Annotated in this window: 16 protein-coding genes and 1 pseudogene; 2 read left to right on the plus strand and 15 right to left on the minus strand. The window is 43.0% G+C overall.

The features are described from left to right. Nucleotides 1-200 precede the first annotated feature (200 nt). The 13 genes from IEY34_RS10395 to IEY34_RS10455 all read right to left on the minus strand — a co-directional run bounded on the left by IEY34_RS10395 (nt 201) and on the right by IEY34_RS10455 (nt 16,195). On the minus strand, nt 201-1,718 hold the full coding sequence (locus tag IEY34_RS10395) for a glycoside hydrolase family 43 protein (protein ID WP_189011089.1): 1,518 nt from the start codon (nt 1,716-1,718) through the stop codon (nt 201-203). Nucleotides 1,719-1,758: 40 nt separating this feature from the next. Beyond that, entirely contained in the window at nt 1,759-3,378 is a 1,620-nt protein-coding gene (locus tag IEY34_RS10400) for a response regulator transcription factor (RefSeq protein ID WP_189011091.1), read from the minus strand. Continuing rightward, on the minus strand, nt 3,371-5,128 hold the full coding sequence (locus IEY34_RS10405; RefSeq protein ID WP_229757563.1) for a sensor histidine kinase: 1,758 nt from the start codon (nt 5,126-5,128) through the stop codon (nt 3,371-3,373). Before IEY34_RS10405 ends, IEY34_RS10400 begins: the two co-directional genes overlap by 8 nt. Nucleotides 5,129-5,213: 85 nt before the next feature. Beyond that, entirely contained in the window at nt 5,214-6,101 is an 888-nt protein-coding gene (locus IEY34_RS10410) for a carbohydrate ABC transporter permease (protein WP_189011324.1), read from the minus strand. Nucleotides 6,102-6,154: 53 nt separating this feature from the next. Beyond that, nucleotides 6,155-7,057 carry an ABC transporter permease gene (locus IEY34_RS10415; RefSeq protein ID WP_189011093.1) on the minus strand — a complete coding sequence of 301 codons (903 nt, stop codon included), beginning with the start codon at nt 7,055-7,057 and terminating at the stop codon, nt 6,155-6,157. 68 nt (nt 7,058-7,125) lie between these two features. Then, nucleotides 7,126-8,847: an extracellular solute-binding protein gene (locus tag IEY34_RS10420; protein WP_189011095.1), complete on the minus strand. Its 1,722-nt coding sequence runs from the start codon at nt 8,845-8,847 to the stop codon at nt 7,126-7,128. 524 nt (nt 8,848-9,371) lie between these two features. Further along, nucleotides 9,372-10,019: an HAD family hydrolase gene (locus IEY34_RS10425; RefSeq protein WP_189011097.1), complete on the minus strand. Its 648-nt coding sequence runs from the start codon at nt 10,017-10,019 to the stop codon at nt 9,372-9,374. 601 nt (nt 10,020-10,620) lie between these two features. Next, nucleotides 10,621-10,740: a transposase gene (locus IEY34_RS37775; protein ID WP_189011326.1), complete on the minus strand. Its 120-nt coding sequence runs from the start codon at nt 10,738-10,740 to the stop codon at nt 10,621-10,623. Nucleotides 10,741-10,778: 38 nt separating this feature from the next. Further along, nucleotides 10,779-10,955, minus strand: a complete 177-nt coding sequence (locus IEY34_RS10435) for a hypothetical protein (protein WP_189011099.1) — start codon at nt 10,953-10,955, stop codon at nt 10,779-10,781. 403 nt (nt 10,956-11,358) lie between these two features. Then, nucleotides 11,359-12,156, minus strand: coding sequence for a helix-turn-helix transcriptional regulator (locus IEY34_RS10440; protein ID WP_229757564.1), 798 nt, complete (start codon nt 12,154-12,156; stop codon nt 11,359-11,361). 311 nt (nt 12,157-12,467) lie between these two features. Beyond that, complete coding sequence (locus IEY34_RS10445) at nt 12,468-14,267, minus strand: type 2 periplasmic-binding domain-containing protein (RefSeq protein WP_189011101.1); 1,800 nt, start codon at nt 14,265-14,267, stop codon at nt 12,468-12,470. 42 nt (nt 14,268-14,309) lie between these two features. Then, complete coding sequence (locus tag IEY34_RS10450) at nt 14,310-15,278, minus strand: carbohydrate ABC transporter permease (protein WP_189011103.1); 969 nt, start codon at nt 15,276-15,278, stop codon at nt 14,310-14,312. After that, a complete protein-coding gene (locus IEY34_RS10455) occupies nt 15,275-16,195 on the minus strand; it encodes an ABC transporter permease subunit (protein WP_229757565.1) in 921 nt (306 codons plus the stop codon). The genes IEY34_RS10450 and IEY34_RS10455 overlap by 4 nt, the downstream gene beginning before the upstream one ends. 426 nt (nt 16,196-16,621) lie before the next feature. On the opposite strand from IEY34_RS10455, the gene IEY34_RS10460 reads away from it, so the two are divergent. Further along, complete coding sequence (locus tag IEY34_RS10460) at nt 16,622-18,424, plus strand: cache domain-containing sensor histidine kinase (protein WP_189011107.1); 1,803 nt, start codon at nt 16,622-16,624, stop codon at nt 18,422-18,424. After that, entirely contained in the window at nt 18,417-19,973 is a 1,557-nt protein-coding gene (locus IEY34_RS10465; protein WP_189011109.1) for a response regulator, read from the plus strand. The genes IEY34_RS10460 and IEY34_RS10465 overlap by 8 nt, the downstream gene beginning before the upstream one ends. Before the next feature lie 475 nt (nt 19,974-20,448). On the opposite strand, the pseudogene IEY34_RS38110 reads toward IEY34_RS10465, so the two are convergent. Together IEY34_RS38110 and IEY34_RS10470 are read right to left on the minus strand one after the other, a co-directional pair. Then, a pseudogene (locus tag IEY34_RS38110) lies at nt 20,449-20,721 on the minus strand (transposase zinc-binding domain-containing protein); the annotation flags it as partial. A 125-nt stretch (nt 20,722-20,846) separates the two neighbouring features. Further along, complete coding sequence (locus tag IEY34_RS10470) at nt 20,847-23,399, minus strand: S-layer homology domain-containing protein (RefSeq protein WP_189011111.1); 2,553 nt, start codon at nt 23,397-23,399, stop codon at nt 20,847-20,849. Nucleotides 23,400-23,466 lie beyond the last annotated feature (67 nt).

The following is a 23,466-nucleotide window of genomic DNA, read 5'->3' on the forward strand; positions in this document are numbered from 1 at the left end:
CAAAAAACCATGCAGAAAGCATGGCTTTATCATTTAACGAAAATATTTCCGGTTATGGTGCAAGCATATAAAATGGATAGCAAATACGAAGTTGCCAGAGAGGTAGGCATCGAGGATCAATAAAAAGTTAGTTCAATCACAAAGGTTTCCTGAAGCCCCATCGATCATAGGGATGGAATAAAATTAGATCTGCCTCTCCTCTATACATTATTCTCCACATTAAATCGAAAAAAATCAAAATCAGCATGCCCGCCAACATGCTTAGTCGCATAATTAAACAACCCAAACCGGTAGCCCATAAAATGATCCAGGGTATACTTCATCTTCAAAGGAGCCCCGATTTGCTTCCATTCTTCACAGTCGGCTGAGTAGTAAAAGCTTGCAAGATCAATGCTATTGTTAAAATTGAAATGAATTTTCAAATAAATCAAACTTTCCTCGTATGGAAAACGCTCGACCGTTTCTTCACTACCGTCGCCTCCATTGACACACATCGCAACATATCGCTTTCCGTTCGCTGCGGCTTGAATACCGACTGTTCCGAAATGATTATGAAGTGCTACCATTCCAGCATGATCACCCGGCCTCATATGGGAAACATCCATTGCCGTAATTCCAATGCATACAGGACCTTCTGTCCGCTGCGTCAATGTATTGCGTGCAAATAGGACGCTACTGGTACTATTTCCTGTCTCTAATCGCAACCAGCCAGGGCGCGTGATCGCAGACCAAAGGCGGTTATCCGGATTATGATTCCATTGCCAATTAAGCAGCAATTTATTTTCGTTATAGTCGAACTCATCGCTAATCACCAATTGAATAGGTGCGGTGCTTGGCAATTGCGCCCGGAATGAAACTTGCGCTTTACCTTCCATCCCAATGACCGGCCAGTCCTCCACCCAAGTAACTTGAAGCACAATAGGAATTCTCCCCACAGCATCATGATCTTGAAATAATAAGGCATACCACTCATCCTGCGGTGTATCAACAATGCCTCCTTGAGCGATACCATGATTACGGTAACCCATGTCGTCATCAAGAATCACTTTATGCTCATAAAGACCGAGCAACTCCCTGGAACGATAACAAAGTTGTCTACGACGCCTATTTCCGGTACTGGGCCATTCAATGAAAAACAAATAATAATAACCATTCAGCTTATATGCATGGCATCCCTCGCATCGTAACATGATACCGTCACGTTCCGTCTCGAAGAGCTCCTGATGGATACCTCCAGATTTTACAGTCATTACATCAGATGTCAGCTCTCTAATGTGAATACTCCCGTTGCCGTGAATCACATAAACACGGCCGTCGTCAAACAGCAGACTCGGATCATGATGAATTCCTGCAATGACAGAGCGCTCCCACTTCCCGTTGTCGATATCTGCTGTCCGGTATATGTAGAACCGGTTCATATCATTACTTGAGAAGCACACATAGAACACGCCATTATGATGCCGTAAACTTGCAGCCCATGATCCTTTGCCGTAAATGCCTCTCCCATCCAGCAAATTGTTGGCGTCGTTATCCTCTAAGGTATCGTAAACGTAGTTCACGATCTTCCAATCCATCAAATTCTCAGACCTCATAATCGGGCATCCAGGCATTGAATGCATGCTTGTGCTAACCATATAGTAGGCTGTTCCTACTCTAATAACACAAGGGTCCGGAACATCCGCCCAGATGATTGGGTTCGTTATCGTCACATTCCCCATCGCTAACTCTCCTAATACTTAAAAGCCGATCCCAATACGCTTATTTCCTTACAATCTCACGATACTCCGCTGGAGTCATGCTGGTTGATTTTTTGAAAAATCGAGTAAAAGAGTGTGGGGTTTCATACCCTACCTGAACGCCCACTTCAGCAATTTTAAGTTCATCTTTCTTGAGCAAATTTTTGGCTTTCTCCATTCTAACTTCATCAATATATTCAGATAGATTAATGCCACTTTCCTGTTTAAAAAGCCGAGATAAATAGGACGGGTTGAAGTGTATCACGCTAGCTAAACGTACGAGAGACAAATCTTCACCCAGATGCTCCTCAATATACAATCGGATCTTCTCTATCACCGCTGCTGCTCTATTGCGTTCTACACTCAATCGAAGATTGAACAAGGACTCTGCGATCTGTTTCAAAAACTCGTAGCTATCTTGCCAAGATGAATGCCTATCTCTTTGCATAAGCCCGGTTGTTCCAACCTTATCGTGCAGCTCCCAACGGTTAATATATGACAATAAGAAGAGTGCAATCGTGTAATACAGTTCCAGTGCAAAAGGGCCTCCATTTCCTCGTTCATCGAAAGCCGTTTTCATTAATTCGTTGAACAAATGGAGAAATCCCTCTCTATTTCCGCCTTCTAGATGAATCGCCAAGGACTCCGCCTTTTCTCTCAGCGTTCTTGAGTTGGCCGCTGTTCCAATGGTTCCCAAAGTGACTGTTTGTACCATCTGGGCACCGTCTCCCGCTCGCCGGTACTGCTCACTTCTCAATCGATCGTATATCTCTGAAAGTTGCTTCCATTCGCAGGTATCTGCGCAAATTGTTATGGCAAAAGTAATTCCCAAAGAATCAAGACAAGCTTGCTGCATAAGTTCAAATTGTCCCTCTAGAAATTTGACCGTGCGGGCATAGGCTTCGTCCAGTTCCCTTACTTGGCCATGCTTCGGTTGAACAAGCCAGACGAGGCCGCCATAATGATCAATGATTCCAAGACTATCTGTGCGTTCTGCCAGGAATGTCTCTGCCAAAAATTTGACAGCAAGTGCCGCATTCTGGCTTTCCGCAAAGGAATGGTGCATGTTCGTACGCTGAATGTCAGCTACCGCAACAAGGATGGGCAAAGCTGGATCAAGAGCAATGCCCAGATTACGGAAATCAACTTCTAACTCCTCCGTTGTTCGTGTCCCTTGAAGCAAATAACGGAAATAATTCCCTTGAGCAAGGGTTTCGAGTGTAGTAAGCTTCTCTCGCGATTGCTTGACTAGATCATGGAACTTTAAACTGCTTTCCAGTTCATGAATCGCATCTGTTACTGCCTTGATGATCTTATCGTATTCTTCACTCTTCAGGAGATAGCTAATTCCAGGTGATTGAATTGCTTGGTAGACATAATCAAAATCATTATACCCAGTCAAAAAAATGATTTTGCAATGCGGCCAACTACTCCGTATGTTTCTCATTAGCTCGAGACCATCCATCCCAGGCATACGAATATCGGACAACACGATGTCCACTCTTGTCGTATTCATCCAATCCAGCGCTTCTTCACCGGAATAGGCTTTATACAAATCAAGATTGAGATTCAGTTGGCTAAATACGTCAAACAGCCCGTCTGTAATGATTTCCTCATCATCAACGATCAGCATTCTAATCATGAGCATAACCACCTTTAGAAGGAAGAGAAATGATACCTTTCAATCCCCCGAGCTCGCTTCGGCTTATTCGCAGACCGTATGCTTCACCGAATGTCATTCTGACACGGCGGTGAATATTCACTAAGCCTGTTGTCTCCGCATGTTCATCACCATTATCCAGCGTATCAGAGATACGCTCCAGTGTCTCATCCGTCAAGCTATCACCATTATCTTCCACAATAATACGTATCTCAGCCTCTTCCAACTCGAAGCGAATCATAATGTATCCACTGCGTTTCATTTGTTCCAAACTGTGTTCAAATGCATTCTCGATAATGGGCTGCACAATTAAACGTGGTACTGACACCTGTTCAATTTCCCGCGGTAGAGCGTCGAATTGCACCCGGATACGCCGTGAGAAGCGTAATTCCTGAATCTCCGTGTACATTCTGGCATGGTGAATTTCTTGTTTCAACAGCACTTCATCTGAAGCATTCCTGGTAACAAATTGAAAATATTCACCAAGCTGTGTGACGAACTGTCCGATTCGTTCAACATCTCCAATCTTCGCCATCGTTCTCAAGATAAAGAAACTGTTGTATAGAAAATGTGGATTAATCTGCGATTGAAGCTGCTTCAACTCCGCCCGTTGTGTCATGATTTTCTGCTTATACACTTGATCGATCAAAGAGCCAAGATTGGTGACCATTTGGTTAAATCGGCCATACAAGTAACCGAGCTCATCCTTAGACTCGTGCTGGATGTTCACATCCAGATCCCCATTTTCCATACGCCGAAAGCTTTTAACTAGCGTTAACAACGGTTTGTGAATAAATTTGTAGGTGGAGAATGCATAAATGGCAATGATGACAATAGCAACGAAAATAAATAACCATGCCCACAGATAAAACTTGTCCAGCGGCTTCTTAATAATTTGCTCTGGAATAAACCGGTAAATAGACATATTTAAATAATCAGAGCTTGCAATTGCGGTATAATATCGGCTTCCCGAGATGGTAAAGGTCCCCGTACTATGAACTGGATTTTGTTTTATTTGTACAATGGTTGCTGGTATATCCTTCCATAAGCGCTCTAAAGATCCACTCGTCAGAATAACACTGGTATTCTCCTTAGTCATCAAAGTTCCGCTTCCGGGATAGGTGTTGAACTGGTCTAACGCCTCCTGTAGTCTCTGTTGATCCAGTTCGATTTCAATAATGAACAATGGTTGATTCCCATTGGTTACTCCAAGCTTCGCGGCACTTACAAATAATCCGCCATTCCACTCAATAATCTGGTTATTCCTACTGCTTAAATCCGAGCGCAAGCCATTGTACCGTTCGGTATCAAATTCGCTTGGGCCATTGGCGGATGAAATCGTTTTGAATATCGGATAAATATGAGCACTTACATTTTTAATATAAGGAGAGCTGTTTTGAATGGCATAGAGACGTTTTCGCAGCGAGTTAATTTTTTCAGTGCGTTTAAACACATCCATCGTGTCCCAGGTCAGCGTCAGTTCATTGAGATCTTCATCCTCGATAACGCCAAACTGCAGCAACTTCATCCGTTCTATCTCTTTCTCAAGATCGTTTACATAGAAGGTTAGTTGCGATACCGCCGTTTTGGAGATGTCTTCGCTTGCCGTATGGACGATCCAGTTATACAGGTAGACGCCAAATAATAAAATGGGCAGCATGATAAGCAAAAAAGTACTGAGCAGTCGAAGGAAAATCGTGTTCCGCAAAGTGAATGGCTGACGGTTGATCAAGGTACAAGCCCCCAACTTTTTTCTTCCATTATAGCCTGAAGCTTGTAAGTTTCCCAAGCATTTTCATTAGGAAGCCATCTATCCTCTACCCCTTAACGCTACCAAGGACAATCCCTTTAACAAAATACTTCTGCAGGAAAGGATACGCCAAGATAATGGGAAGGGAGCCCAAGAAGATCTGTGAAGCTTTCAGCGTCCGATCAGAAATGAGGGCCATATTTAAGGCTTCATCACGTGATATATTCGTTAAATTTTGTTGAATGACGATCGTTTGAATGTAGCTTTGCAGCGGGTAATGACTAGGGTTCCCCATAAGCAGGAGACCGTCAAACCAACTGTTCCAATGTTCTACCATGGAAAATAAGGCAAGCGTTGCAAGAGCAGGCTTGGATATCGGCACATAAATTTTCCAGAGTGTCGTCCAGTAGCCTGCACCGTCCATGACTGCTGCCTCCTCCAGTTCCTTTGGCACCTCTCGAAAGAAATTAAGCAGCAGGACCACGCTGAATACTGGAACCGCACCGGGCAGCACGAGCGCCCAAATCGTATCAAGCATATGGTACTGCTTAAGTGTAGAGTACCAAGGAATCAAACCGCCGTGAAAGAGCATCGTTATGAAGAAAATCCAAGCGTAAACCATTCGCATGCGGAACGACTTCGTTTCCTTGGATAAAGGAAATGCGACGAGGATGGTTAAAACCAAATTTAATGGCGTCCCGATCGCAATGCGCTTCAAGGAAACAAGCATGGATTGCCAAAATGCTTCCCGACTAGCCGTAAACTTGTAGGATGCTAATGTGAAGTCAACCGGCCACAGTTTCACATGACCTGCTGCCGCAGCCGTACTGGAACTAAACGAAACGGCAACGATATGGATTAACGGAAGGACACAAATTAACGATATGATGATGAGAAAGGACACATTCAGAACGGAAAACCACTCGAATCGGAATCGACTGTTGGGTACCCGGATATAGGTATCAGACACAGAACTGGGTGATGGTTGTACCACTGTTTTCCCTCCTCCTAGAAGATTCTATATTTTGCAAACCGATAAGCGACAAAGTACGAACTTGAAATCAATATAAGCGAAACTAGTGATTTGAATAGTCCAACGGCCGTTGCAACGCCGTATTGAGCATCCAATAATCCGATCCGATATACAAAAGTATCCAGAATATCGCCGCTTTCATACACCTGAGGGCTATATAAATTGAACACTTGATCAAAGCCTGCGTTCAAAAGCTGTCCTAAACTGAGAACTGACAACAATACAATGACCATTCGCATGCCGGGAAGCGTGATATGCCATATCTTATCCCAGCGGTTTGCGCCGTCAATCGTGGCAGATTCGTATAAGCCAGGGTCAATGCCCGTGATAGCCGCTAGATAGACGATAGTTCCATATCCGAAATTTTTCCATATATCCGATGAAACGAGCGTAAACGGAAACCAGCTATTGTCACCAAGGAAAAATATCTTATTCAAACCGAAAGCACCCAACAGTTGGTTAACAATACCGCTAGACGGCGATAAAATATCAATAAGTATCCCTCCTAGAACAACCCAAGAGAGGAAATAGGGTAAATAAATGGTAGTTTGCACGCTTCTTTTAATGACCTCATTCTTCAATTCGTTAAGAAGAATGGCGAAAATAATCGGCACAATTAAGCCTAGAATAAGTTTAAGACTTGAAATAAAGAGAGTATTCCACAGGACCTGATTAAAGCTAGGAAGGTTCATGACATATCTGAAATTATCCAACCCCACCCATCGCTGGTCACCAAACAATCCCTTTGCAGGAATGAATTTTTGAAATGCAATGATAATTCCCGCCATTGGGACATATGAGAATAGCACAATTAGTACTAATCCCGGTAACATCATCAGATGCAGCGGAAGCTCTCTCCACATTTTCCTGATACCCATAAAATAACCTCCATTATTTAAAGCATAAAAAGCAGAGGAAGGATGGTTAACCCGCCCTCTGCCCGTATCTACTTCTTCGTTGCTGCATACCATTCATTAACTTCTTTCGTAATTTGCTCTCCGCCTAGCTTAGTCCAGTCTTTCACAAACTTATCGAATTCATCTACAGAGCCGCCCATAATGATTTTGGTGTATGTCTCATTCATCAATTTTTCTAACGTCGATTTCCGCTCAACCATCGTTGGCGTAGGTGCGCCTACGAATTTATCCATCAGGAATTGATTATTTTTATCGTACTGGTCAACAACCCCCTCGGAGCCTTCCGGGCCATAAATGCGTTCCCATCCCCACAATGCAAACCCTTCTTTTGAACCCGAATTGAAAGCCTCTATCTTTTCTTGAATGGTTTTGGCTTCTCCATTCAGGGTCGAGAAGTTGTTCGCCTTACGTGCCGCATCGATCGCTCTGAATGCCTCTACATTTTTCTTTACCGGGCTCGGGGTTACCGGTGACAGTTGCCATACGCTCTCTGCTTCCGGCGGTGCATAGTATTTGTCAAACTCCGCCGTTTTGCCAAAGTTTTTCTCCAGATGCATATTAAACAGCTTGATAACCGCCTCAGGATGCTTGAAACCCTTTTTAACCGCAAAAAACTTGCTTGTACTGAACCTCAATGGAACTTTAGGTGTATCGCCGGACTCCGAAACGATCGGGAATGCCTGCCATTGTGCTCTCGGGTCATTGTTACGGTTCAATTGAAGCGGCCAAATGGAATTCCACTGTTCGCCATACTCCATTCCGATCTTGCCAGCAGCTATTTGCTCAGATACCTTACCACCGTCTTTAATTCCGAATTCCTGATCAATTTCTCCATTCTTAAACATGCTTTGAAGGGCTTGAAGCGCTTTCTTAACTTCCGGCTGAACGCCGCCAAACATCAGCTTTCCGGATGCATCGGCAATCCACATATTCGGATAAGCTTTATACCCTGCCATGAACCCCTCTAAGCCTATAGCTCCTCCCCACAAGGCTTTGTTTAAACCGAGACCAAACGTATCTTTTTTTCCGTTGCCATCCGGGTCCTTCTCGGAAAAAGCTTTTGAAATGGTTTGTACATCTGCCATCGTCTTTGGCGGCTGCAATCCTAATTTGTTAAGCCAATCCGTACGAATCCAGATAAACATAGCACGTTCAAGTGAGGAGTCAACCTGCGGGATCGCCATCAGTTTGCCATCGATCGTAGCAGCATCGAATGGGCTTTTCCCTTCTTGCGATAAGATCTCTTTGGTTAGGGGAGCCGCATATTTCTCATACAAAGCTGTCATATCTTCAATTTGGCCGGAATCTGCTAATTGCTTTAACTGAGTCGCGTTCACTGGAATAACATCAGGCAGATCGCCAGAGGCCAGCGTTACATTCAGTTTCTGTAAATACTGATCAGAAGTATCGCTTCCCTTTACGACCCAATTATTTTTAATATTGATGCCGAGCTGTTCCTTATATAGACGTGTCCATCTGTTGTCTTCAAACGATTCACCTTTTAGCACACCGAGTACGTTATTTTCAACAACATCGTTGAGGTTCCGGACAAACGACACCTCAATTGGTGGATCATACTTGCCAAGCGGTTCTATATTTGCACCTTTCACATCGGTATTCCCGGCAGTGCTCACTGCTTCATTCTTTCCAGTACTCGTTGAATTGTTTTGGCTGGTGCAAGCCGATATGAGCGTTGTCATGGCAAGTAAGGAAACAGACAACGCTTTCATTTTGTGTTGGTTTAGCTTCATGTACATCCCCCTATATTAAGTATTTAAAGCTATCACTGCAGTGACTTGGTTATGTTTTCATTATAGGGTTGGCGAAACATCCAGACAATGTACAACTCTTTACTTTACTTACCAAATCTTGTTGTAATGTAAGCGTCATCATTGTGTGCGAAGCCCTACAAAATATCAAACATCTTCTCTCCTTTAAACGGATTAAGGACTGTCCACAAATTCTCAAACAAAAAGAGGGTACCACTCAGCATTCTTTTCCCTTCTTTCGCAGATTGATAGCAGCTTCCTCAATCGGCTTCTCCAATACCCGCTTCTCAAATTCTCTCAGAAAGTGATGATTATTATGCTATCCGGCTGCTTTCCGGATTACCTCCCATGTTGTTAATTTTGTTACTCGCTGTTGCTCCTCACGGAACATAATCGTGATTGGAAATCCCTTGAAAAAATGAGGAATACTGAAGAATTCTGTCCGTTAGCTCAGCGAACAAAAAACGGATGCATCCGCATCCGCTGTTACGCTATCAGTTCTCCCGTTAGTTTAATAATATTTCAATCAACTGGTTTGGATTATTAAATAAAAATGTTGGGTTTAGTGGGGAAAGCCTTTCAAGTTTACCTTCTCCCCAAAGAGCCGCAACGCTAGTCATGTTTGCGGCATGTGTGGCTTGTATATCTGTCGGCTGGTCTCCAACATACAAACACTGCTTTGGCTGTATATCAAGTTTTTCAGCTAATTGTAGTAAAGGAACAGGACTTGGTTTAAAATCAAGACAATCTTCCTTTGCCAAAACTGCCTCGAAGAAAGAAAACAACCCAGTGTTTCGTAATTCTGTCTCTGCATTTTGTTTTAATTTAGCAGTGACAATCCCAAGTTTAAATCCATTTTCATAGAGGATTTTAATCATTTCCCGAATCCCAGGATATTCTTCAATCAGATGATTATACTTTCTATAATAGACTAATGTTTCTTCAATAATCTCTTCTTTTTCGGAAGATGATAAAAATGGGAATAAAATATCTAAAGCGTTAAACGGTTTTCCGAGTAAGAATTGTTTTTCAGTTTCGTTTATTTCTCGATTTAAGACTTTTTTAATCCCGTAATTATACGCTTCTGTACCCAGTCCCTCACTATTAATTAAAGTACCGTCCAAATCAAAAAAAATACCTTTAAATCGGCTCATCTCAACTCAGCTCCCTCTCTCATCTCAACTCAACTTTTCTCAAACCTATTCCCAATTATATATCCTGCTCCCTTACTTAAAAACAATCACTTTTATAAGAATACTGCCCGTTACTTCAACGAGGCTACCGATTGATGCCGGCAGCTTCGTCCTCTGGTTTCTTATTGATCAAACGTTCGCCGTCCCTCGGTTTTAAGGGTTTATCTCACGTATACTCACTCATTCGCAGGATTTCATCACCTTGAAAATCAGTATTGTTCAGAAAGTAAGTTGTTTAGAACCGGTGGTTTACATTTTGGGCATGCTGGAATGAATAGAGGAACATATGGAACAATTCCCCAGGTCCTTCTCTACTGCACGCATCCTCCACAAATTCCTTAGAGGTTCACCCTCCCACGGCTCAACGGGTCTATGCCCTTACATTCCTCCGTTATACCTGACCAAGGTGTGGAGACCGATAGCGTTTAGCGGATGGGTCTGTGCCCTTATGAAGAACGAATTCGGTCCTCCGTGCTTTCTTTGTGAAAATCCTGCGAATGAGTCAATCTACGTTATCGTCAATAAGTCTTAGGCAGCCTGAGCGTAGTTGGGAGTAGCTTTTTCAGGTAAAAAGGATATGCTCATGCATCTGTCGAAAGACTGGATTCGTTCCTACGAGTGTGATCGTCGCTAGATACAAATATTTGCGCAGTGTAGCATCTCCCCGTTTCGAAAGTTTGATTTTCCCCTTGTGTTTTCATGACATCCTTTCAGCCAAGTTTACACCTGCTTTACGCAATAACTGACGTCCATGAGCATACTGTCTAAGGTCGCCAACACATGATAGAATGGCTGCTGTGAAGATTGGCGGGCTGTCTTTTCTCCTACACTCTGCTTGGCTTGTGAAATTAGCTGCGCAGCTTTCTGAGTACCCGTAGAACCACCCGCTCGTTTCATATGCTCTCTCCAACCTGTTATTACCTCTGGAACGGACAAAGACTGAAGATCTAACGGAGAGGGGAAATTTTTTTGTCTGGGGCAAAAAGTAAACTGATTTCTTCGGCGTGATGGAAATTTGGTTACCGGACAAAATCCGATGTCGAGCAAAGCATGGACGAGAAAGTCATTGATGCAATCGAAAACCCGGTCGGGGGCGTACCACAAGCCCCCAAGAGAGCGTGCTTTTTAGATAGGCTGTCCGTTTACGACCAACTTCATTTCGATAAACGGATAATTTTCATAAATTGCTCACTCCCCTAATTTTGTTTTATATTATAAACCAGCGATTTTCTTCCCTTGGTATTTACCTGAATAGATTAAAAAGACGTTTGGCGAAGAGTCTTCTGTTTTGTTGTGCAAGTTAAGTTTTAGCGGCCCTCTCAACAGATGCCCATTCCATCTGCTTGTGAAACTTTCTTGGTGTAAAGCCCGTAATCTGCTTGAATTGACGGCAAAAGTGCTCCACGTTGTTGTACCCGCAGCGCAAAGAGACCTCCGCGATGGATAGTGAGCCGTGCAATAAATATTCCTTGGCTTGGCGGATGCGACTTGTAATCACGTCATCCATACAAGAAACCCCGAAAGTCTTCTTGTAAATTGACTGCAAATACCCAGGACTGATGCGGATAGAGTCGGCCATTCTCGGAACCGCCCAATCCTGGCTAGGATTACTGTATATGGCGGTCCGAAGCGTCAACAAATTGTAGTATTGGGGCGTAATTACTTCTTGAAAGTAAGATTCCAGCAGCTTGTTAAACAGGGTTCTAAGTAAGCAGTCGATGGATGATTCTTTATAATCTTTTTGGAAAGAGTGTTCGCTGACGAGGAGTTGGAATATTTTATGGCAGTATTCAGGGTCATTCAATGAAAATGGCACTCCGAATGGAAGCGAAGTTTCCATTACGTATGATTCATTGGATTCAAAACGAATCCAGTCGTTCTTATATTGTTCTGCGCATGCCCGGTAATAAATTTTTTGATGGGGATGGTATAAAACTCCATTGTATGCTGGGTACTCCTTCAATTCTCCATTCACCCAGAACAGCGCGGGTGTATGGGTCACGACGAGCAGCCAACAGTTATGGCCTTCTGGGATATCGAACACAAAATTGCTTGCGTGCGCGGCATCATACTCAACATAAAAAATGTTGGTCATCATGATCCTCCAGTATCCAAAAAATAACATTGCATCAATTATTTATTAGCATATATTACTGATTGAAAACAGTCAACGAAGCAAGGAAACGCCGAGAAATTCGAAGAATTGAACACCTTCCTGTTCGGCTTCCGCTATATCGCGCAGAAACTTGGGCGTGCGGACTCCCGGGTAGAGCTCCGTGAATACCCCACTCTGCACGATCGCTCTCTGAAAGAGGCCGTTCCCTTGTACCAATCCGTCGTCTAGAATTAGAAAATGAATAAGGGATATATAAGATCATACATATCCCTCATTCATTAGAATTATAATTTTCACTTTTTAGCTATTGCATCGGCACGCATTTTAATAATCTTTTGCGCTTTTTCCGTATCTGAGGCAAAGACATCATTCCAACCGAGGCCTATCACATCTTTCTTCATCATTTCCCAAAGCTTGTCGAACTCTGCTTGATTCTTTGCAAATACTATTTTCCAGGATGTGTTCTTTACATAGTCAGAAATCTGACTGCGTTTGTTTTTAATATCGGATGAATCGCTTCCTAAACTTGTATTGATATTGGGGACGATATCGATCATCTTATGTTTCAGGTAGTAATCTGTTGCGTTTTCTGCATTATAGGTGTTCTGCCAATCCGTCGTTAGCGCTGTCTTGTTCGCTTCTATTGTTGCGGCCCAGTAATTGCTGTTATAGAACTCCCCTGTCTTTGGATCTTTGGCAAAATCGCTTATAATCATCGTGTTCAGCTTGCTTTGTCCGTCCTGGTATCCGCCGCCTCCGTACTCTTCCGGAACAGGTGTATTTTTCTGGAATGCGGTTTGACCTACCTCGGTCAGCTTAAATTTACCGTCTGCCGTCTTTTCGTAATTGAAGCCTTCAATTCCATTCACATAGTAGCGCAGGCCTTCAGGAGAAGCCAGCCAATCCATGAATTCCATGATCCGATCGGGATCATTGGCTTTGGAACCGATAGCAAATACTCTTCCATTTCCGTAATAGGCATCGCTTGCCTGAATGATGTGCGTGTCAGCGATCGGAATAGCAACATTCCCGTCACCCTTTTTACCTCTTTCAATTGTATTGTAGAACCCTGTTTCCCATGAGTACCACAAGAGGAGTACCTGCTTGTTGGTCAGCTTTTCCGATACTTTGTTCCAATCCTGGGTTGGCGAGTCAGGGTCAACCAAACTCATCTGATTTGCTTTATAATAGAATTGTAGAATTTTCTTGTACATACTGTTGTCATCGATGAGTGGAACGATGTCGCCTTTTGCATTCAACTGGATGGTCGTGGTTCCTTCTGGCTGCTCATAACCGTACCAATTGCTCAACCAGCGTGCATTTTCCATAGTGCCTCTGCTGTCCCAATCCTTCCACAAGGTGATCGGAGCTATCGGTTTACCGTCCGGAGTTTTCGGATATTTCTCATGCATAAGTTTCAGTACATTCAAAAGATCATCCAGATTGTTCAGCTTGGGAGCCCCAACTCCCTTGAAATAATCCCAAGGCATTATTGGGCTTGAGTAAGGGATTTGCTCCGAGTATGTCGTTGGTGAAGTATCTGCCTCAAAAGTCGGCAAAGCATAAATCTTGCCATCCGGATTTACTTTTTGGAATGCTGCATTGAAAGGTTTGAAATGATTGTCCACATATTTGGACAGGTTCTGGGTACTTTTGATCTTACCCGTGAGGTCCATAATCAGACCGGCTGGAATTAATTCTTCCAACTGACTGTTATTGACGATCAGGAGATCGCCCAAATTTCCTGCTGCCGATCTTGTCTTGTATAGCTGATCGCCGGCAACCTGCGGAGCAAGAATGTTCAATGTGATATTGAACTTATCCTTAGTAAGCTTTCCATACCACCCTTTCTGCTCTCCTTGATAATTTGCTGCATTGTCAAAAACGGTAATGGTCAACGGTTTACTGTGATCTAGTGCTGTACTAGCCTTGGATGTAGCTTCAGTACCGGAGTTTGGTGACTTACTTGGTTCCATTGATGCAGCCTTATTGTTAGATTCGTCTCCACAGCCGGTCAATGCTACCGAAACCATGAAGAGGCTAGCAAATAATAACAACATCGGTTTTTTTACTGCTTTACTAGATTTACTCATACTCAACCCCCATATTCTTTCAATTTATTAAACCAGTGAAAGTTATCCTTTCACTGCACCGATCATAATCCCCTTTACAAAAAACCTTTGGAAAATCGGATAAACCAACAAAATGGGCGCTACAACAATAATGGTCACCGTCATTCGAATTGAAGTACTGGTTTGCTTTGTTGCCAGACTTGTGATCGCTGTCGAACCGGCATTCTGCAGGTTTACCATGCTGGATATGGAACTTGCCTGATTCATATAGTTATATAGAATAAACTGTAAGCTATAAAGCTTGCTCTCCGTGACCAACAACAACGTGTCCTGGAAGGAGTTCCACTGATCCACTGCAGCGAATATGGCAACTGTAGCCAATATGGGCTTACAGATCGGCAACATGATTTTGAAGAAAAGGGTCATGGTCCCGGCCCCGTCGATACTTGCCGCATGTTGCAATTCCTTCGGCGTTGATTCCACGAAAGTCTTTACAAGAATGATGAAAAACGGAGCTACGATTGTCGGCAGAATATAGGCCAAAAAATTGTTTGTCAGATGCAAAGACCTCATTGTCAAATACCATGGAATAACCCCGGCATTAAAAAACATGGTTAAAACCGTATAGCGATACCATAATTTTCTCCTCCACATGTCCTCCTGGGTAAACATGAATCCCAGAAAGGCGGAAGCACCTACCGTCAAAGTGGTTCCAATCACGGTCCTTCCTACAGATACAAGGGCTGCATCCCACAACCCCGGTATTTTAAACGCATCCACGTAGTTATGAAATTGGATATTTATCGGGTAAAAGATAACATCACCTTTGGCACTGATATCGTTTGCGCTTATGGTATTAATAATGATGGAGTAAAATGGATATACACATATAAGCGCATACAGGGAAAACAACACATATATTAATACAGTACTCATTTTGTCTGTTGGGCTAACTTGTACTTTAATTTTTCTGGTGAGATGGCTGCCCGGCACTTTATCATTCGGCGCCAGCCCTGCTGCTGTATCACTCATACAATACTCTCTCCTCTTAATCTTTTTGACAGTCCGTTCACAGAAAAGAGAAGCACAACACTAATCAAGCTCTTTAGCATACTGATCGCGACGGACACGGAATAGCTGCCGCCCCCCATTGCAAGGTTGTAAACATATAAGTCTAAAACCTGTATGGAATCCTTGTTAAATGCATTTTGAAATACGAAATATTGCTCCAAGCCATTATTCAGAAAACTCGCAATTTGCAGCATCAACAAAACAAAATAGGTCGGCACCATACTCGGCAATACGACATGCCAGATCACGCGCATTCTTGTCGCGCCATCTACATAAGCCGCTTCATATAGAGAATCATCTATCCCCATAATCGCTGCTATATACAATATGGCTGACCAGCCCAATGTTTTCCAAGTCGTCCACATCCACATCATAATCCAAACATGGTCGGAGTTTTGAAGAAGTAATATCGGGGAATCGATAAATCCAAGTTGTTTCAAAAGGCCGTTGACTATACCTTCACTAGAGAACATTGAAAATGCCAGTGAATAGACCAATACCCAACTGATGAAGTTCGGCAAGGTTGTTACCGTCTGTATAAACCTCCGGAAACGTACGGATTTGATCTCAGTTAGGAATATGGCAAAAATCATTGGAAGCCAGGAGAACAGCAGATTCAAGCCACTCATCCCAAACGTGTTCTTAAGTATTTGAAGGGTTTGATCGATCTTTACTTGGTTTTCGACCAAGGTATGAAACCACTGCAGACCAACAAACGGCGAGTGGGACAGCGGAATTGGCGGCGTATAGTCAAAGAATGCATAAACCCAACCATATAGCGGGTAATAGGCAAAGATACCAAGTAAAATCATAAAAGGAAGTATAAAGAGAAATTTTCTAAATGAACTGCTTGTTATGCTGTTTTTTTGTATTTGCACCATGTAACGCTCCCTTTTTTTATGGTATATTCAACGTATTTATTGACACATAACGATATCTATAAAAATATATGGAATGCCGAAATGGCAGTCTCCTCTACTGCAGCGCAGAAAGTCATCGATGAATTAGAGGACGCACCTTATGTTGATAGCGTTTTCATTCTGTTTCGTTAAAGCAATTATAAGATATCATTTTTTTCAAAACAATGACCTATTCTCATTGATTATTGATCTATTCTCATATAGCTCGATTGTCGTATGGGAAAGATCTAATCGACGCTCGCTCATTAGTGGATTTTTTTTATCTCATTTTTCGATAGAAATGAGTTACTTTTCGTCCATAGTTTTCCTTGCTTATTTGAAGCATACAGTCTACAATACTTCCATCAATTGAAATCGTTATCATTCTAAAGGATTGGACACCCTATGGGAAAACTAAATTCGTTTAAAAACAGCATCTTCGGCAGACTTTTTGTCACGTTCATCTTACTCAGTATTATCCCCATGATTGCCATCGGCTTGGTTTCCTTTAAGGTATCCGAGAAGCTTCTTGACGCACAGGCCAGTCGCTCTAATACCGATACTCTAGAACAAATTGACAAAAATATTAGCGTATTGCTCGACCAAGTGACCGCCATCGTCAACATCTACAATATGAACAACGAGCTGGAAGCTAATCTCACCAAAACCTATACCAATATCTATGAACAGCTCTTAGATCAGGCCAAAGTGGAAAACAACATGCTGCGCTATTCCTTCGCTTTCGATTGGCTCAATTTCCAATCCTTTCTGATCGGTCAGAACGGCTTGATTTACACCCAGAATTATCAGAACAATATTGTAGATCCTGTCCGGTTACTCAGCTATAATTGGAAGGATTTATTAGAGAGAACACCTGATCGTATTACCTGGTTAAATACGCATAAAAGCTTTCTGAAAAACAATGAAGATAGCAACGTATTTACTGCTGCTAAATTATTACAAACCGATAACACCAATAAATCCTATGGCGTGTTCGTACTCAGCGTCAAAGAGACTAGCTTATATAACATTTATAAGGGGCTATTAAATGAAGACAAAGAAATTTTCATTCTGGATGAGGACATGAATATAATTTCACATAGCAACCGGGAGCTGGTTGGAAGTAGGATTTCCGGCGATCCACCTATAACCTTTTTAGCCAAAAACGATGAAAATTACAAGGTTTCTACCATAAATAATCAAAAGTACCTTACGCTCTATACAAAAGTAAATCGTATGAATTGGTATATTGTCGAGAGAATTCCAATGTCCTTAATTTACAAGGATATCGATGTTTTAAAATCCAAAATATTCTATATTGCCTGTATCTGCATTTTGCTGTCATTGATCGCTGCTATTTTCATCTCACGCACGTTTTCAATGCCGCTCCGCAAATTATCTAGACGGATTCAGACGTATCTCCTGCAAGGTAACGTCCAAACAATTAAACAACACTCTCCTGTGAATGAGATGAACTTGCTAGCAACTGAATACGATAAAATGATCTATAAGTTAGAGCGAACCATTAATGAACTCGTCAAAAATCAAGAGGAGAAACGCATGGCTGAGCTACATGCCCTGCAGATGCAGATTAATCCACATTTTTTGTACAATACACTCAATTCGATAAAATGCTTGGTCTGGGTCCAGAAGACACATCTCATCGAGCCGACCATCAACGCCCTAGTTAATTTGCTGGAGCAAACGATTAACCGAAGTCATGAGCTCATTAGCATCCAAGATGAAATTGAAAATATGGATCACTACATCTATATTCAGCAAATTCGGACGTCCCATACGATTACGATGAATTACCATATCGATGAACAACTCTTACAGTACAAGCTGCCTAAGTTGCTGCTGCAGCCCATTATTGAAAATGCCATTTTTCATGGACTTGAACCAAGCGGATGTGAAGGCAGCATCTCCGTCTATGGCTCTCATTATCGGGATGGTATCCGCATTGAAATCATCGATAACGGCGTTGGGATGACGGAGCAAGAAATTGAGGCTATTTTTAACGATTCTGGCGATCGGCTTCATTCACGTTTCAGCGGCATCGGTGTCCGCAACGTCGACGAACGCTTGAAATTAAATTTTGGTAGAGAATACGGTCTAGCAATCACTAGTCAACCTGGTAAGGGAACCTCGGTTACCCTAACACTACCAATCGTACATTCATGTAATGAGGTGCAAGATCATGTATAAAGTCATCATTGTTGACGACGAAAAGCTCCTGCGTCAGGGATTTATCCATATGACAGATTGGACCCAAAGCGGCTTTGAAATTGTTGGGGATGCGGCGAATGGCGTTGAAGCGTTAGCCCTTGTGGAAAGCCTTCACCCAGATATCGTTGTTACCGATATTCGCATGCCTGTTATGGATGGGATTGAGCTTACACGCATCCTGAAGCAATCTTATCCGAATATTCAGGTCATTGTTCTAAGCTCTTACAATGATTTTGATTATGTAAAGGATACACTGCAGCTTGGTGCGCTTGATTATATTTTGAAGCCCAAGATGCAGTATACAGACCTGGTGAACGCTATGAACAAAGCCAAGCTGACCAATCTGCAGCAATCGCCTCCTACTAGACCTAATAAACCAAAAAGCCAATCCATGCTCAGCTTCTTGAAGAGCCTATTGGCACAGCCTATTGAATGTTCCGTTGCCCTTCAAAATAAGCTGGATGATTTCAATATTTCGCTGCAATCAAGTCACCTACGCCTTATTCTAGTGCAAATTGAATACGAGGAAGGCGATTCCATTCTTGACGATTCGCCAGTTAACCAGATCTCTCAAACAATCGTCGAGGATCTGCAGAGTAAATTCAGAGGGGGAGAGAATGGCTGTTGCTTTGCTGTGAATCCCGAGCAAGTCCTCATCCTCCAGAATCACTCGGATCCTGAAAATCTGGAATGGATGACAACTATTCTTACCTCATATGACGTTCAGTACTGGCTTTGTGTCAGTGACGTTTTCTCCGGGTTTGAGGAAATCCATTCCGTTTATCAGCAGTTGCTTGCGATCTCCAACTTCCGGTTCTACATGCCATCCGGCACTTTTTTACAAGGATCTGATTATCGTGAGCGCAGCACCCGCTTGGATTTACAGTTTAAGTTGCTGAACGACTTCATAGATATACAAAATTTCCAAGGACTTTATGCTCACATTGATACCGTTGTCCAAGAGAGTATGCTTCAACAACGTTATGTTGATCCATATGCCATGCGAAATGGGTTTATTGAAGTGTTATATTATGTGATCCACCGGCTCGATGAGAAAGCGTTCGACATTGAAGAGCTGCATAAACAGAAGCTTGCTTTTTTCAAAAATATCGAAAACTCCCGCCATTTAGACGAATGCTTAGCAATCTCTCACCACATTCTCATGGAGATCGAGAACCAATTGAAGCATAAACGAAATGCTCAGATAAGCCCTACCATCCAAGCTATTCTCGATTATATCCAACAGAACTTCAGTGAGGATATTTCACTTCAGTCGATTGCGCATCAATTTCATCTGAATAAAAGTTATCTAAGCCAGCTGTTCAAGGTTCAAACAGGAGGAAATTTCAATAACTACTTAGCTAATCTGCGGATCAATGAGGCAAAGGCCATGCTTAGAGAGTCTAATCCCAATATTTATACCGTATGCCAAGCGATCGGCTATCCCAATCCGAGTTATTTCGGCCAGGTGTTCAAGAAAATCGTTGGGATGAAGCCCTCGGAGTACAGCAAGTTGTATCACAAATAAAGAGAATTTTCTCTCATAGGAACACTAAGAAAAGTGGCTTTGCCACCCTGAGGGATGAGCATCTTCATAACGGTTTTCAGCAATATAGCGGATCCTAGTTCCCTTTGGGCTTCGCAATGACAGAGATCGTCGTGTGAAAAGGAACTATGATCCGCTAAATGGCGGGAACTGGGGTAAACGTAGCATGAAAAGGAACTGAAATCCGCTATTTAAGCGGAACCTGCTGATTCCAACCGGGAAATGGTGCAATAGCGGATCGTAGTTCCCTCTGGCGTGGAATATGGCGGTTTTCGGAATTATAGCGCACTGTAGTTCCCTCTGGATCTCTATCATGACACATTTTCCTATAATCGCGGCTTGACGTTCCCTTATCTCCGCGCGATTGCAAAGCTAGAGGATCTCATTCTGCCAAATAGCTTGTTTATACCTCCACACCAGCACCAATTCGAACACATAAGTACGTTCACAGCTACCTAACATGTCGATGGTTGACTTGAGATACGTCCTCAGACAAGACACGGCTCCGCTCTTCCGTTTCTCCGCATGAACACGTCGTGCAGAAACACCCCTTGCACCAAAAAGGCACCCACCTTAAAGATCGTGGCACCCTTCACATGTGAGCAGGTTAAACCCTTTTTTTCGGGTCTCCACAATCTCGAAATTTCCAGATTTCTTTCAGCACTACGGGACGTATCTTTTTGCCATGCTTGCTTTTATTGGCTTCATAGTAGCGATTCTCATCAAAGAAGTAGGATGTCCTGTTTCATACTCTACATGTACCAAAAAACTAAAAAGGGAGAATCCCTTAAATCCACTGAAAAAAAGAGGGGAAGCATCGCTTCCCCCCCTGTTTATCAATCAGTTAAATGATTGTTATTTCGCAGCTGCTGCCAACATACGAAGGACAGCAACGACGACTTCTGCTCTTGTAGCTTTCTCATTCGGTCCGAAGTTGTTTCCTTCGCGACCGTTCACAATGCCACTTGCCGCGGCTTGTGCGACAAAGCTTTTCGCCCAAGCATCATCAACGAAGCTCGTTGTTGCTGTACCATTCCCATCCAGTTTCATTGCGCGTCCTAGGATAGCTACAATCTCCGCACGGGAAATGAGCTGATTAGGACGAACGGTATTGTCCTCAAAGCCAGTCAACCACCCTGCGTTTGCAGCTCTGTTCATATCCGCTAATGCCCATGCTGGAATTTGACTCGCATCGGCGAAAGCAGCATTTGCTGTATTTCCTTGTACATGCAGGGCTCTAGACATAATGGCTACGAATTCAGCGCGTGTAATCGCACGATCCGGAAGAAGGGATCCGTCATCATAGCCATTTATGATACCTTTGGTAACACCTTCTTGCAGTTGCTTTTCTGCCCAGTGACCCTTCATGTCTTTCCACTTGGAGCTAAATTTAAATGCAGTCAAGGAATGCGCAGGGAACGTGTAGGTGAAGTGATCCCCTTGGATGTTCATCTTTGCTGTGTCAATTTTCACCGTATCTGGCTTCTCGTTCGTGTTAATTGAATCCAGCTTATCACCATTCAAGGTCCAAGCTTCTGCCGTGCCCGCTTTATAATCCTTCAATTGAACATTGGAACTAACCGCATCTGTTGCATCCTGATTGAGAACAATTAAATACAAATCATCTCCAGTTGCTGAAGCCACTGTCATCAATTTATTGATATTTTGATCTTTGTTGTCAATGTTTATAGTTCTTATTGGATTATTAACGATAGATGACTTCACTTCGTTCTCACCGCTCATATGAGTAAACATTTTATACATGTTAGCGGAAGCCGACGGCAAAAAGGTGTACGTGTCAAAAAGCGCCATAGGTACGGCTGACTTATTCTCGAACGTTCTGTCAATTAGAGAATGCCGCAATGCGTATTCCATATCCATATCGATGAAGTGCATGAGCATATTCGCAGTTTGCAGGGTTGCTCCCAAAGACCCTTCGTATAAAAGGGCAGTTTTGGATACGCCATTCTCCTGATATTTCTTACTTTCAGGATCGTGTGGGCCAAATTCAGTAACAATAGGCTTGATGCTGCGCCCCGATAATTGTGAGGACGCGTCTCCTTTTTCCTTGGTTTCATGGATTTTTAGTTCGGCATCCAGGATAGAAGCATAGTGGTACTTAGGAACGTTATTAGGATCATAAGGGGTTGCAAAACCACCACTATAAGGATGAATCACAAGTCCATCGTATGGAACATTTTTACCAAATGCGGTTATTGCGTAATCCTGATCCATGGCGCTGTAAATTTTTATGGAAGGATCTACTGCTTTCATCTTGTTATAGTATTCACCAAACCCGGCGTGAGTGGTCTGATAGGTGACGCGGATTTCCTTGCCTGAGGCAGGTATATTCCCATTGTTTCCGCCGCTGCCAAATTTAATAACACCGGTACTATAATCCAGCTCGTACGCATTTATTGCGCCTGCCCCAGATAAAGACGCTACTCTCGTCCATGTTTCGCCAACCCAGTCTGACTTACCGCTGCTCGGGTTGTTTACATCATTGCCGACCGATACGTCCACCTGCGATCCCAGATCAATCGGAGCGTACTTCGCATACTTTACTTGGTTTGAGCTGCCGTTGCTTTGGGAAGCATCCATCGGATCTCCTGCCATTGTGCCATCCCGCCAATCATCGATCAGCCCGGTTTTTTGAAGCGTAAATTTCACCGTGCCCCCGTTTACATACAAATAGGCTATCTTCATATTGGTATTATTATTTAAAGCAACTAGATCTGGGTTATTGGATATCAATTTCCCATCCAACCAATATCTCATAGTCGGAAACAGGTTAATCTCATTTCCAATCTCGAAATCTTTTATGTTATAAGGAGCTGGATGCCCATTCTCGGCCCGTTTCATTGCCCACGGATGTGCGGCATCTGCCGGTGCATTCAGGTACTCAACTAGGTCGGCAGCATCCTGTGGATTCCCATTACCGACATTATAAACATACGGCGTCACGTAGCCATTACTCTCGGAGAAGCGCATCCCTTCGTCTAATCCAAAATTCGACTTTTCTGGACCATTGCCCAAATAAGGATTGATTTGATTCATTCTTTGCTCGGTAGGTCCAATAGAGCGCTTCCACCAAAACAAATTCGCTGTCGTCCCCCCAGGGTAACGAACCGCTTTAAGCCCAATATCCTTGACTGCTTTATCAAACTTGGGGTTCACACGCTTTTCTTTCGCATCCCACATGCCGACACCATCAACGAAATAGCGGTGATTAACACCGAAAAGGCCAGGTTGAATTGCATGCATGACATCGCTTGGATCTACGGTAATTTGTGTCGTCGTTGCATCCGCAGCCGCAGCGCTGAAAGGAGCGATCGTTCCTCCAATGAGCATTGAAGTACCTAGCACCAGACTTGTGAATCCGCTTACATTTTTCTTTAATTTAATCATCGTAACCTCCCTGAAGCTTGTTTTTTATATAGTAAACGCAAGGAAGGTCTTACCTGCATGGTGTAGC

It is taken from the genome of Paenibacillus marchantiophytorum (genome assembly GCF_014640555.1).
Taxonomy (GTDB): Bacteria; Bacillota; Bacilli; order Paenibacillales; family NBRC-103111; genus Paenibacillus_E; species Paenibacillus_E marchantiophytorum.

Coding starts and splice junctions, on each gene's coding strand:
- IEY34_RS10435 (WP_189011099.1), bottom strand. CDS start 10,955: ATGAAACGAGCGGGTGGTTCTACGGGTACTCAGAAAGCTGCGCAGCTA.
- IEY34_RS10395 (WP_189011089.1), bottom strand. CDS start 1,718: ATGGGGAATGTGACGATAACGAACCCAATCATCTGGGCGGATGTTCCG.
- IEY34_RS10425 (WP_189011097.1), bottom strand. CDS start 10,019: ATGAGCCGATTTAAAGGTATTTTTTTTGATTTGGACGGTACTTTAATT.
- IEY34_RS10445 (WP_189011101.1), bottom strand. CDS start 14,267: ATGAGTAAATCTAGTAAAGCAGTAAAAAAACCGATGTTGTTATTATTT.
- IEY34_RS10465 (WP_189011109.1), top strand. CDS start 18,417: ATGTATAAAGTCATCATTGTTGACGACGAAAAGCTCCTGCGTCAGGGA.
- IEY34_RS10415 (WP_189011093.1), bottom strand. CDS start 7,057: ATGGGTATCAGGAAAATGTGGAGAGAGCTTCCGCTGCATCTGATGATG.
- IEY34_RS10450 (WP_189011103.1), bottom strand. CDS start 15,278: ATGAGTGATACAGCAGCAGGGCTGGCGCCGAATGATAAAGTGCCGGGC.
- IEY34_RS10440 (WP_229757564.1), bottom strand. CDS start 12,156: ATGATGACCAACATTTTTTATGTTGAGTATGATGCCGCGCACGCAAGC.
- IEY34_RS10400 (WP_189011091.1), bottom strand. CDS start 3,378: ATGATTAGAATGCTGATCGTTGATGATGAGGAAATCATTACAGACGGG.
- IEY34_RS10460 (WP_189011107.1), top strand. CDS start 16,622: ATGGGAAAACTAAATTCGTTTAAAAACAGCATCTTCGGCAGACTTTTT.
- IEY34_RS10420 (WP_189011095.1), bottom strand. CDS start 8,847: ATGAAGCTAAACCAACACAAAATGAAAGCGTTGTCTGTTTCCTTACTT.
- IEY34_RS10470 (WP_189011111.1), bottom strand. CDS start 23,399: ATGATTAAATTAAAGAAAAATGTAAGCGGATTCACAAGTCTGGTGCTA.